Genomic DNA, 12,730 nt, shown 5'->3' on the forward strand with positions numbered 1-12,730 from the left:
TTTCACCGATTCGGCCGGTCAGCCCTGCCGCATATGAGAGCCTTCAGCTATGGGAAGCTCACCGAAGGCCGTACTAGAAGGCGGACCGGCCGACCTGCCGCAACGTATTGTCCCGATCACCCCGCCGGGCGTTGAACTGCGCGTGCAATTCAACGGCGGCATCGAGCGCTTCAGAGTCACTCCGCGCTGGCAGGACACCGCCGAGGGCAATCTTCCGGTCTACGAATGGTACGAGCGCATCGAACAGTGACGAGGAAGCGGTTCGGTTGAGGGCCGGTAGTCGACCGACGCGGAGAACGAGACCCGGAACGGACCGAATCCTGCCCGATCGTGATCGAAGCCGATGTGCGGCAGTACCGCATCGTCGGCGGGAGACGCCGCGGACGAGTGTGGTCGGGCACGGATCACGACCGGCACCACGAACGACAGCGGGCGGCGCAAAGGTATTGCGCCGCCCGCTGTTTCGTTTTCGTCTCAGTACGTTCGCATCGGCCCCGGCGACCACAGGCCCGAGCGCGTCGCCGTGCCGGTGGTGATCTCCGCGGGCTTGGCATTGGGGTAATACCGGTCGTAGCGCTCGAGCGAACCCCAGTCCCGGGCCCAGTTGTCCTTCAGATAGGTCGGAATCGTGGTGGAGCTCGCCAGCATCTGGGTGAAGCCGAGCGTGCCGCCGAATTCCTCCGCCTGCCAGGTGTCGGTCGAGCTGACCGCGAGGGGCCGGTCGGGCAGGATGCGGTAGTTCGGCATCGTCGCCACCCCGTCCCGGTGCAGGAACGGCTGCTGGCACGGGAACTGCAGGCCGACCGCCCAGTCCTCCAGCACCGGCTGGGTCGAGCCGATGAAGGTGTTGAGCGTCTGCAGCTTCGGCACCCGCGGCGGGGTGAACGCCAGCCACTGGTCGCCGATCAGCACCCGTCGATCCGCCACGATCCGGACCGCGTCGGCGTCGGGGGCGATCTTGTCCAGCGGCACGCGCAGGTTGCGCCACGACGGCGCCGGGCCCACGTCGCGCGGGACGTAGCTGCCCTCGGAGGTGACGCTGCCGTCGGGCCGGCGCTTGCCGTACTCGAGCAGCAGGCCCTGGCCGTACTGCAGCGCACCGGTGTCGTCGAAGGACAGGATGCGCCCGGCCGCGGTGATCACCACGATCGGCGACTGCGGCGAGCGCGCCGGGAGCTGATACCAGGCGGAGATCAGGTGGGCCGGGGTCTGCAGGCCGTCCTGGTAGCTGCCCATGATCGGGGTCGTCTTGGGGTCCAGCCCGAACGGCAGCGCCACGGTGCTGCCGTTGATGCCCGCCTTGTCGATGCGGCCGCCGCCGGTGCCCGCGTTCTGGCCCTCGGCGAAGTTCGCCCCGACGGACTGGTTGGAGGTGTTGCCGGTGCCCGGCTTCACCTCGACCGCATCGGCCTTCAGATCCGAGGGCACCCCGTTCGGGGCGAATCCGGTCGGGTCCACCCCGGCCAGCGGGTCGCCCTTGGCGGGCGGGTGTGCCGGGTCGATGATCGGGGTCAGCCGACCCTGGTTCGAATCCGGTTCCACCAGTACGTCATTGGCCAGGCCACAGGTGTTGCCGCCGAGGGCGTCGAAGTTCGAGCGGGCCAGCGAGTAGGCCGGATACTGCGAGTAGGCGCCCTTGACCAGCGAGAGCACCTCGAACAGCACCATCAGCGCCGCGACGACGGTCAGCGGTATCCCGGCGAATTGGCGAATCCGCCTGCCGCGCACCGAATCCGCCGTCTCGGGCTTCGCGTAGCCCTCCCGCAGCACATGCCAGCCGACCAGCAGCATCGACAGGCCGAACAGCATCAGCACGACGGTGTTCGACTTGATTCCGTGCAGCTGCACCATCTTGTCGAACCACGGGACACCGTAGCTGGACACGTACCAGTAGCCGTTGATGCCCGAGAACGACAGCGCCAGCGTGAACAGCAACGCCGCCAGGAAGATCGAGCGGTTCTTGCGCGAGCGCAGCGCCGTCGCCGAGACCGCCACCGCGGTGACCGCCGCCAGCGACCCGGCGATGCCCGCGTAGGCGCCGAAGTGGTGGGTCCACTTGGTCGGGTTGAACATCATCAGGAAGATCGTGCCGAAGACCACGCCCAGCAGCCGCCACGTCGGCGCGCTGGAGATGCCCGGCACCTGGCGCCGCCGCAGCAGCACCAGCATGGTGGTGATCAGGCACAGGATCATCACCAGGAAGGCGAACCGTCGCGCGACAGAGCCGTCCACCGTCTCCACGAACAGGTAGTAGTACCGCAGATAGTCCTCGTACCAGGCCAGATTCGGCCCGGCCAGCTGCCGCACCCGGTCGGCCTCCTGGATACCGGCGAAGGTCTGCGAGGCGTAGACCACGGTCAGCACCAGGAATCCGGCCGCCGCGATGGGCGCGAGCAGCGGGAGCACCGATCCCAGGAACGAGCGCTCCCAGCGACTTCCGCTCGCGGCCAGCGTGCGCCGCCGGCGCACCACGATCCGCACCAGCGGGCGAATTCCGGCGAGCAGCGCGGCGATACAGTTCAGCCCGGTCGGCGCTGCGGCCAGGGTGAACGCCGCCGCGAGCACCGCGGCCGCGGCGGGCAGCAGTCGTCCGGTCGCGATGGCGCGCTCGATCGAGACCCAGGTCAGCAGCACGCCCAGGGCCACGATCGGCTCCGAGCGCAGGCCGTTGTTGTACGGCAGCCAGAACGCCAGGAAGACCAGCCCGCCGGTCCACAGCGCCACCTTCGAGTTCCGCACCCCGCGGCCCAGGCGCGGTACCACCTCGCGGCTGATCACCATCCAGCACAAAATCGCGCACAGGGTCGCGGGGATCCGCACCCACGGGCTCGCCGTCGAGATGTGCGCGAACCACTGGATGATGTCGTAGTACCAGCCGAACGGGGCCTCCGGGACGCCGTACCAGCGGAAGTAGTTGGCCAGGTAGCCCGCGTGCGGCGCGACGCGCACCATGGTCAGGATGTAGCCGTCGTCGGAGGTGTTCGCGCCGACGAAATGCCACACCACCAGGGTGCCGATGATCGCGGCGTCCGCCCACGTCGGCTTCAGCCAGTGCGCGGGCAGGAAGCGGCGGTGACCGCGGCCGTCGCCGGTGTCCAGGCGCGCCAGCGCGGCCAGGGCGATGAGGGTGCACAGCCAGGCCGCGATCGTCGCCACCAGCTTGGTGACGGTCGGGTGCGAGGTGAATCGCGAGTCGACGGTCATGTGGAACGACAGCCCGGCCGGGGCCGCGCCCTTCAGATCGGAGAACACACCCACCACCTGCGGCCGCAGGTCGCCCGCCTGGGTGCCCGCCACCGGAACGGTCGTCTTCGTCCCGTCCGGCTGCTCGACCTGCGTGGTCAGGCCCTCGAACGCGGCGGCGGTGTGGGTGTTGTCGGAGACGATCGAGATCGTGCCGCAGTGACCGAGTTCGGACCGCTTCGCCGAGGCCACGATGGCGTTGCGGTTCACCACGTCGACGGTATCGGCGGTCACGCGCACGAACATCGCCTGCAGCGCGGCACGATCGCCCTGGGGCGGTGCGGTATTGAGCACCATGGCGCCGGTCGGCAGCTTGGCCACCGCCGCGCACGGGATGCTGGCCCGCACGTCCACCGGGATCTGGGACATCAGCGGGGCCTCGACATTGCCGAGCACGCCGCCCTGGGGCCAGTTCACCTCCGAGGTGGTCTGATCCACCGGCAGGAACGGCGTGGCGAGCGCGAACAACGCGCCGAGCAGGCCCGCGATCAACGCGATCGTGCGGGCGGTGCGGAAATCGCGCGACGTCGCCGGAGCACCGGCGGACGTCGGTTCTGTCAAGACAGCGGTTGCGGCGTCGGGCACGGTTGGTGATGTTAATGCCTGGCGTGGGAAGTGACCGCGTTCACCGTCCCGCGCGACACGCCGAGCGTCGCCGCGCCGCGCCCTACTTCACCTTGATCGGGGCGTCCTTGACCCAGCCCCAGCGGTTCTGCACGGTGACGCCGATCGTGGCCGGACGCGCCGCGGAATCGTACGGCGTGAACTTTTCCAGTTCGCCCCAGTCTCGTTCCCAATCGCGGTCCAGATAGCTCGGCACGGTCTGGGCCTGCAGCAGCAGGCCGGTCCAGCCGAGCGGGCCGCCGCCGATGTCGTCCTGCCAGGCATTGGAGGCATCCGAGCCGACGCGGTCGGGCAGGATGCGCCAGTCGGGCGCCTCGGCCACGCCGTCCTTGTGGTCGAAGGGCCGCTGGCACGGGAAGGCCAGGCCGACGTGCCAGTCCTCGAGCACCGGGGCCTGGCGCCCGAGCACCGAATCCAGCGTGGCCAGCCGCGGCAGGCGCGGCGGGGTGACCGCCAGCCACTGCCGGGTGGTCAGGTCGTTGGCCACCGCGACGATCCGGACGGCGTTGGTCTGCGCCGGAATCCGGTCCAGCGGGATCCGCATGTCGCGCCAGGACGGGGCGCCGCCGATGTCCAGGGGCATGAACGACCCGAGCGTGGTTTCCGCGCCGTCGGCGTCGCGGTGCGCGAACTCCACACTCAGCTGCTGCCCGTAGGTGAGCACGCCGTCCTTGTTGACCGATTGAATCCGTCCCGCCGCGGTCACCACCAGCACCCTGTAGGCCGGATCCCGCTGGGCCGCGGGCAGATCCAGGCGGTACCACTGCGAGGTCAGGTGGGCCTGCTGCTTCTGGTCGGTGGTGTAGTTGCCCAGGACCGGCGTGCGCGCGGGGTCCAGGCCGAACGGCAGCGCGACCGTGCTGCCGTTGATGCCCGGCTTCGTGGTGGTCCCGCCGCCGGTTCCGGCCGCGGTGGTGCGGCTGGTCTTGTTCTGGTTGTCGCTGCTGACGGAGTTGGCGCCGCCGGTGGTGGTCTCCTCGGCGTCGGCGGTCAGGTCGCTCGCGACGCCGTCCGGGGTGAAGCCGACGTTCTCGGCGGCCAATCCCTGTGCGGCCGAACCGGTGTAGGGCTGCAGCAGCGAATCGGCGGTATTCGTCTCGACCAGAACGTCATTGGCCAGTGCGCACGTATTACCTGTCAGCGCACGCAGATTCGACTGTGCGACCGAGTATGCGGGGTACTGGGTGATCGCGCCCTTGGCCAGCGAGGCGACCTCGAAGAGCACCATCGCCGCGGCGGCGATGGTCAGTGGCTCGATCGCGAATCGGTCGAACCGCCGGGACGATTCCCGGTTGCGGTAGGGCTCGCGGTAGTACTGCCAGGCGGCGAGCAGCAGGCACAGCACCGCCAGGCCCAGGAAGGCCGTCGAGAAGCCCTTGCTCAGCAGCAGCGGCGCCTTGTCGAACCACGGCACCCCGTAGCTGGACACGTACCACCAGCCGTTGGAGCCGGTGAAGGTGACCGCCAGCAGGAAGAACACGCCCGCGGCGAACAGCGAGCGGTTGTAGCGCGCGCGAATGCCGTTGGTGCCCACCGCGACCGCGGTCAGCGCGGCCATCGAGCCGGCCAGGCCCGCATAGACGCCGAAGTGGTGGGTCCACTTGGTGGGGGTGAACATCATCAGCAGTAGTGACATGAACACGATGCCCTGGATGCGCGCGGACGGCCCGCGCGAGGTGCCGGGGATCCGGCCGTTCTTGCGCAGCATCACCAGCACGCAGACCGCCAGGCACAGCAGCATGCCCAGAATGCCGAACCGGCGGGCCAGCGAGCCGTCGGGGGACAGCGACAGCAGCGCGTCCCAGCGGGTCCGCTCGTCGAACCAGGCCACGTTCGGCCCGATGAGGGTGCGGACCCGGGTGGCCTCCATGACCGCGGCCAGCGTCTGATCGGCGAAGACGACCACCAGCACCAGCATGCCCGCGGCCACGCCCGGCGCGAGCAGCGCGCCGTACCGCAGGATCGCCGACCCGATGCCCGCGCGCGTCGTTCCGGCACGCTTGCCGGAATCCGGTGTGCGATCCGGGCCTGGTGGCGAATCCGGTTGTGCGCGTTTGATGATGATCTGCAGCACCGGTCGTGATCCCGCGATCATCGCGGCGATACAGATGAGTCCGGTCGGGCCCGCGGCCAGTGAGAATGCGGCGATGAGAACCCCGACCGCGGCGGGCAGCAGCCGCCCGGTGGCGATCGCGCGCTCGATGCTGGCCCAGGTGAGCAGCGCGCCCAGCGCGATGAGCGGCTCGGGCCGCAGGCCGTTGTCGTAGGGCAGCCAGGCGGCCAGGAAGATCAGGCCGCCGGTCCACAGCGCCACGGAGTTCCGGCGCACGCGAGAACCCAGACGCGGCAACACCTCCCGGCTGATCACCAGCCAGCACAGGATTCCGGCCAGTAGCGCGGGCAGGCGCGTCCAGGGACTCGAATCGCTGATCCGGGTCATCCAGGACAGCACCTCGTACGGCCATCCGAACGGCGCCTCGGCCACGCCGAACCAGCGGTAGTAGTTGGACATGTAGCCCGAATGCCCGGCCGTACGAGCCATATTCAGGATGTAGCCGTCGTCGGAGGTGTTGGCGCCGATGATGTGCCACAACACCAGCGTGCCCAGCACGACCGCGTCGGCGAGGGTGAATTTCCACCAGTGCGCGGGCAGGAACCGGCGCGGCCGCCGGCCGTCGGCGGTGTCGAGCCGGTGCAGCGCGAGCAGCGCGATCAGGGTGAACAGCACCGCGAACACGGTGGTGGTCGTCTTGAGCAGCGTCGGCGCGGAGGTGAAGCGCGAATCGATGTCGGCGTGCAGGTGTGCGCCGGCGAGCCGGGCGCGGGGCAGATCGGTGAAGACGCCGACGATCTGGGGTCGCACGTCGCCGCTCACCGTGTCGGTGAACGGGGTGCCGTCCTTGCGGTGCACCCCGGTCAGCGTGGCCGTGGTGGCGGCGACGGTCGAATCGACGGTGAGCTCCCCGCACCCGCCGACCTCGGCCAGCGGCGCCGACAGCAGCGGAATCTCGCGCAGCAGCACCGACAGCGTCGGGCCCTGCCCGGGCACCTCGGTCACGGTGGCGAGCAGCCCCTTGGCGGTCGCGGTCGAGGCCTGCGCCGGCACCGTCGAGAGCACGGTCCCGCTCGTCATCCCCCGGAACGCCGCGCACGGCACCGAGAACCGCACGTCCAGCGGCACATACGACACCAGCGGCGCGGTCACGCTCGCCGACTGCTGCTGCGGCCAATCCAGCGCCGCCCGATCCTGCCGCACCGGCAGCAGCGGCGTGATCACCGCCAGCAGGGTTGCCAGCACACCCGAGACGAGGGCGACCAGCCGGACACGGGTGAAGCCGGGGGAGTCAGCGCGCACGAGTAGGGATGCTAAGCCGTCGCGTGCACAAGGGCGGAATAGTCCCTGCCAGATGTTGGCGTTCGATGGGGGCGCCGGACTTCTGGAGGAGCGGCTCAGGCTGGTGCGGGGTGGGGATATCCGCAGATCGGCGGAGAAGTTATCCACAAGAAAATGCCCTATTCCACACACTTATCCACAGGGCGGCGCGTCTGTGTGCATCGTCACCGCGCCCGGGAGCCCGTCATATATCCACAGCTAGAGGCCACTATTTCGAGATCGGAGGCGGTGGGGCGGCCCGGAATGAGTCGGAAATGTCAGCGGTGCACGACCACGAGGGTGAACGGGCCGATTTCGGTGGCCTGGAAGTGCGGATCGTCGAACAGCGACTTGGGGAAGGCGACCGTGTAGCGACGCACATTCGGGTCGTTCGGATAGACATCCGCCGACAGGCGCAGGGTGTAGCTGTCCCCACTGCTGCGGAACAGGAAGGCGTCCGGGGCGCGCCACGGAGAGTGCGCGAGCGCGTCGAGCAACTCGGCGGGAGAACTCAGCCCGCTCCACCGCTTGATCTCCGCGGCGCGGGCCGGGAAATCGGCCAGCGGATTGGCGTAGTGCGGGGTGAGCGACTGGAATCCGAAATACGGGTAGTAGGACAGGAAGCTGGTGTCCGCGGTGAGCACGACGGATCGATCGCGCGGGCGTCCGGTCTGCGCGAGCAGGGCGGCGTCGACCTGGCCGTAGTACGAGACGGCCGAGGGGCTGCGCTGATCCGCGCGCACGCCGTTGCCGTCGGTGTCGGTGTAGGCCGTGGTGATCTCGGCATTGAGGATGTTCGGAATGCGCTGGGTGAAGGCGAGCGCCCCGATCACCCCTACCGCGGCGACCACCGCGCGGAACCGCTTCGGCTCGTTCAGCGCCTGGTAGATCGCTCGCGAACCCTCGAGGAAGCCGAAAACCCCGGCCGCGGCCAGCAGGACCTGCAGGATCGGATCCAGCCGGAAGGACAGCAGGGTGGTGCCGGCGGCGGTGAGCGTCATCGAGGCCAGCGACCACAGATAGATCGCCACCACCGCGATCCCCAGCGCCTGCGCCCGGCGCGAACTCCCCGCCCGCAGCACCAGCCAGACCGTGCCGATCAGGCACAGCGCGCCCAGCAGCGAGAATTCGAACATCGGGAACGGCAGCTGTGATCCCGCCCCGGGCAGGTACCGCTGCGAGGCGTTGGCGCCGTGCGTCGTCAGCGACTTGACCAGATACGGCCCGAACGCGATCAGACCGCCGATGGCGGCCACGATGCCCATCGCGATCAGCCGGCCCAGGATCGGCCACGCCAGTCCCAGGGCCGACCGTGCGCCGGGACGCGCGTCGTGCGTCGCCGCGGCTCGACGCTGCCACAGCAGCGCGATCCACGCCACGAGCGCCATCAGGCAGACCGCGAAGACAGCGATGCCGAAGAACAGCGTGTACGACAGCGCGGCGGCGGCGAGAAATACTCCCGTTCCGAGCGCCGCGCCCCAGCCGCCCGCCGTGGCGTGGGCTGTCTCGGGCTCATCCTGCCCGGTCTGCCCCGACGCTCGACGTGCGAGCGCGGGGCGGTACAGCGCGCCCCAGGCCAGCACCATCGCGGGCGCGAATGCCACCACGATGACCGCGCTGTAGGCCTCCGGCGACGCGTACGCCACCATCACCGCGGTCGTCACGGCCGCGACCGCGACCGCCCAGTCGGCGCGAATCAGCTTGGACCACAACACGAGTGTGATCACCGAGGCGATCGCGAGCGACACGATCGCCCACGGCTTGAACGCCTCCCACCCCGGTACCCCGAGCAGCTTCGCGACCCGCCCGCCGAACCAGAACCAGCCGGCCGGATAGTAGGGCGGCAGATTCGCGTAGGTCATGTCGCGCAGCGCCGCGGAATCGGTGAGGCGGGTGAGGTACTCGGTCCGGAACTCCTGATCCACCGAGATCCCGAACAGGTACAGCTTGGTCGCCGCCAGCGGCATGCCGAGCGTCACCGTCACGAACGTCGAAATACCCGCCCAGGACAGCACTTTCGCCAGCCAGGGCCAGCGGCGCAGCCGGATCAGCACGACCGCCGCGATCAGCAGCACCGCCGCGCCGACCTGCCCGACGGTGGTCAGCGCCCGCGTCACATTGGAGGCGTTGAAGGCGGGCCAGTGCACCGTGGAGAACGCCTCCAGCCCGACGGCCGCGACGACGGCGGCGACGACCGCCGCGAGCACCGCCTCACCGACACCTTCGCCCACCTGCCGGACAAGTACTCGCACGCCGCCTCCGGATTCCACTATTCGGCTGCACAGGACCGTAAACCGTGCGTCAGCCTAACGGGGTGCGACCGGGCCGGGGGCGGCAGCATGCGCAGCGGGTGCGCCTACTCGATGTCGGTTGGATATCAATGAACTCGCACCGCCCACTTCTGGTAGCATCCATGTTCCTACCGGAAGTAGCATTGGGGGTGTGAAGTTGAGTGTCAGTCTCTCCGAACAGGATGTCGCTCTGCTCGACGAGGTGGTCCGCGAGCGCGGGCTGTCCTCGCGGTCGGCGGCGGTGCAGGAAGCGATCCGTCTACTCAGGCAGGCCGGCTTGGCGGATGCGTACGCGTCGGCGTGGTCCGAATGGGAGGCCTCCGAGGAGGCGGATCTCTGGGATGCCACCACCGCCGACGGGCTCGGGTGATGCGGCGCGGTGAGATCCGGCTGGTCGATCTCGAGCCCGTGCGTGGCGCGGAATCCAACAGGCGCCGTCCGGCGGTCATCGTGAGCAACGACCGCGCCAACGAGACCGCGGCGCGGCTGGGGCGCGGGGTGGTCGCCGTGGTTCCGGTGACCAGTAATACCGACCACATCTACCCATTTCAGGTGTTTCTGGGACAGGACCTGCCCGGGGTGCGCGTCGACTCCAAGGCACAGGCCGAACAGGTCCGTTCGGTATCGGTCGACAGATTGGGCCCGGCGCTCGGTCGCCTGCCGGCCCGCGTGGTGGACGAGATCGATCGGGCGCTGCGTTTGCACCTGGATCTGTAGAGCTCGAGAGGCCCTCGGCCGGATCTCGCCGAGGGCCTCTCGAGGTGAGTTATTCGTGCCTGCCGAGTTCGCGCCGGAGGACTTCCCGGTAGGTAGACGCGAAATCCGGCGCTGCCTCGACTATTCCCGCGAAGCCGAGACGGCGAATGGACGCAGCCGTATTCGTTTCGGGTGAGGTGGGGGCCTGGTCCCGTGTCACCGTCCTTGGCTCGCTCAGATCGGCAGGCGACGGAAGATCGGGCGGGGGATGTGCCGCAGGATCATCATCACGAAGCGGAACGGGCCCGGGGCCCAGACCAGTTCCTTGCCCTGCTGCGCGGAGGTCACCGCGAGCACCGCGATGTCCTCCTTGTTCACCGTCAGCGGGGCCTCCTTGACGTGCGCGGAGAACCGGGTGCGGACCATGCCCGGGCGGATCACCAGCACGCGCGGGCCGTGCGGGCGCAGCGCCTCGCCCAGGCCCAGGTAGAACCCGTCCATGCCGGCCTTGGTGGAGCCGTAGACGAAGTTGGAGCGGCGCACCCGCTCACCGGCGACCGAGGACATCACGATGATCCGCCCGAAGCCCTGGGCCTTCATCTTCTCGCCCAGCAGCACGCCGACCGAGACCGAGGCGGTGTAGTTCACCTGCGCCACGCGCACGGCCTTGCGCTGGTTCTGCCAGAGCTCCTCGGGATCGCCGTCCAGGGCGAAGGCCACGATCGCCACGTCCACGTCGCCGCCGGCCCAGGCCGCGTCGATGACCTTCGGGTGCCCATCGGTGTCCAGGGCGTCGAAGTCGATGAGCTCGACCGTCGAGGCGCCGGCGGCCTCCATCTGCGCCACCGCGTCCGCGCGCAGCGGATCGTTGGGCAAGGCGGCCAACAGGATTCGCGCCGGGCCCTTCTTCAGGTACTCGGCGCAGATCGCCAGGCCGATCTCCGAGGTGCCGCCCAGGAGCAGAATCGTCTGCGGGTTGCCTACGGCGTTGATCACTGCAGCTCCAGCCTTCTCGCCATATCGGACATGAAAACGCCTGTGGGATCGACACTTCGGCGGATCTTGATCCACTCGTCGATCCGGGGGTACATCTGGTGGAAGGTCTCCGCGGTGGTGCGGGAGTCCTTCGCGGTGTAGAGGCGGCCGCCGAACTCCATGACGCGGCGGTCCAGATCGGACACCAGTTCGTTGAGACCGGGCCGGATCGGGAAGTCGCAGCAGATGTTCCAGCCCGGCATCGGGAAACTCAGCGGAGCCGGATTACCCGGGCCGAACAGCTTGAAAACGTTCAGCGCGGAGATGTGCCCGGACGCCTGGATGTCGATGATGATCCTCTTGAATTCCTCGACCGCATCGGTCGGCACCACGAACTGGTACTGCAGGAATCCGGCGGGGCCGTACGCACGGTTCCACTCCGCGATCATGTCGAGCGGGTGATAGAACTGCGTCAGGTTCTGGATCTTGCCGGTGTAGTTGCCGCCCATGGCGTAGTACGCCTCGCCGACCATGCCGAAGGTCAGCTTGTTGGCGGTGAAGCTCGGGAAGACATTCGGCACTGTGAGCAGCTGCGGCGCATCGAATTTCAGCGGGTTCTTCTGCTTCTTCTTGGGCAGCTCTTCCAGCTTGGCCAGGCGCCCGCGAGTGATGGTGGCGCGTCCCAGCTTCGGCGGCGGGTTCATCACGTCGAACCACGCGCTGGAATACGTGTAGTTCGCCTCGCTGCCATCGCTGTGCGCGGCGATGGTCTCGTCGAGGGTGGTGGTCTTGACGCCGTCGTTGATGAAGTAGGCCGTCTCCGTCGGCGCCATCTCGATGGTGGCGCGCAGGATGATCCCGGTCAGGCCGTTGCCACCGACGGTGGCCCAAAACAGCTTGGCGTTCTTCTTCGGCCCGATGGTCTGCACCTTGCCGTCGGCCGTGAGCAGATCGATGGTCCGCACATGGTTGCCGAACGAACCCTCGCTGTGATGGTTCTTGCCGTGGATATCGGAGGCGATGGCGCCGCCGATGGTCACCTGGCGGGTGCCCGGGAGCACCGGGACCCACAGCCCGAACGGGAGCGCGGCCTTCATCAGCTGGTCCAGGCTCACCCCACCGTCCACGTCGACCATGCGGGTGTCGCGGTCGATGCGGTGGATGCGGTTGAGCGCGGGCATGTCGATGACCAGCCCGCCGGAGTTCTGCGCGTGGTCACCGTAGGAGCGGCCCAGGCCCCGGGCGATGACACCGCGGCGAAGGTGCGCGGGCTTGGAGTCATTGTCCTCCGCGACCATGGTGACCGCGCGGGCGATGAGCTCCGGGTCGTTGGTCGAGAGAACTTCGGAGGTAGCGGGTGCGGTGCGACCCCAGCCGGTCAGTGTGCGAGTCCGCGTCGGCAGGGCATCGAAGCCGGTCGACGTCGTCTCCGCATCGTCGCTCGCCGGAGTGGCGGCGGCGGCCGTGGAGGTCTGAGCTTTCGTGGACATCGGCATAGAGGCTACAGGTATCGCCGAATCTTGGGCTG

8 protein-coding genes are annotated in these 12,730 nt (G+C 68.8%); 3 read left to right on the top strand and 5 right to left on the bottom strand.

All coding sequences use genetic code 11. From position 1 onward, the window contains the following. Positions 1–49: 49 nt before the first annotated feature. Complete coding sequence (locus KO481_RS01630; RefSeq protein WP_215915123.1) at positions 50–250, top strand: DUF5988 family protein; 201 nt, start codon at positions 50–52, stop codon at positions 248–250. 224 nt (positions 251–474) lie between these two features. Here KO481_RS01630 and KO481_RS01635 read toward each other — a convergent pair whose 3' ends face one another. The 3 genes from KO481_RS01635 to KO481_RS01645 form a co-directional block, all read right to left on the bottom strand. Continuing rightward, positions 475–3,828 carry an arabinosyltransferase domain-containing protein gene (locus KO481_RS01635; protein WP_215915124.1) on the bottom strand — a complete coding sequence of 1,118 codons (3,354 nt, stop codon included), beginning with the start codon at positions 3,826–3,828 and terminating at the stop codon, positions 475–477. Between the two features lie 82 nt (positions 3,829–3,910). Further along, positions 3,911–7,222, bottom strand: coding sequence for an arabinosyltransferase domain-containing protein (locus KO481_RS01640; protein WP_308166228.1), 3,312 nt, complete (start codon positions 7,220–7,222; stop codon positions 3,911–3,913). 296 nt (positions 7,223–7,518) lie between these two features. Continuing rightward, on the bottom strand, positions 7,519–9,492 hold the full coding sequence (locus KO481_RS01645) for a galactan 5-O-arabinofuranosyltransferase (RefSeq protein ID WP_215915125.1): 1,974 nt from the start codon (positions 9,490–9,492) through the stop codon (positions 7,519–7,521). Positions 9,493–9,682: 190 nt separating this feature from the next. Between KO481_RS01645 and KO481_RS01650 the strand changes: the two genes are divergently transcribed. Together KO481_RS01650 and KO481_RS01655 are read left to right on the top strand one after the other, a co-directional pair. Beyond that, positions 9,683–9,901, top strand: a complete 219-nt coding sequence (locus KO481_RS01650) for a DUF8778 family protein (protein ID WP_215915126.1) — start codon at positions 9,683–9,685, stop codon at positions 9,899–9,901. Next, positions 9,898–10,248, top strand: a complete 351-nt coding sequence (locus KO481_RS01655; protein ID WP_215915127.1) for a type II toxin-antitoxin system PemK/MazF family toxin — start codon at positions 9,898–9,900, stop codon at positions 10,246–10,248. Before KO481_RS01650 ends, KO481_RS01655 begins: the two co-directional genes overlap by 4 nt. 213 nt (positions 10,249–10,461) lie before the next feature. Here KO481_RS01655 and dprE2 read toward each other — a convergent pair whose 3' ends face one another. After that, a complete protein-coding gene (gene dprE2, locus KO481_RS01660; protein ID WP_215915128.1) occupies positions 10,462–11,223 on the bottom strand; it encodes a decaprenylphospho-beta-D-erythro-pentofuranosid-2-ulose 2-reductase in 762 nt (253 codons plus the stop codon). Continuing rightward, on the bottom strand, positions 11,220–12,692 hold the full coding sequence (gene dprE1, locus KO481_RS01665; RefSeq protein ID WP_215915129.1) for a decaprenylphosphoryl-beta-D-ribose oxidase: 1,473 nt from the start codon (positions 12,690–12,692) through the stop codon (positions 11,220–11,222). Before dprE1 ends, dprE2 begins: the two co-directional genes overlap by 4 nt. Between the last annotated feature and the right edge of the window lie 38 nt (positions 12,693–12,730).

Source organism: Nocardia albiluteola (assembly GCF_018860155.1).
GTDB classification, from domain to species: domain Bacteria; phylum Actinomycetota; class Actinomycetes; order Mycobacteriales; family Mycobacteriaceae; genus Nocardia; species Nocardia albiluteola.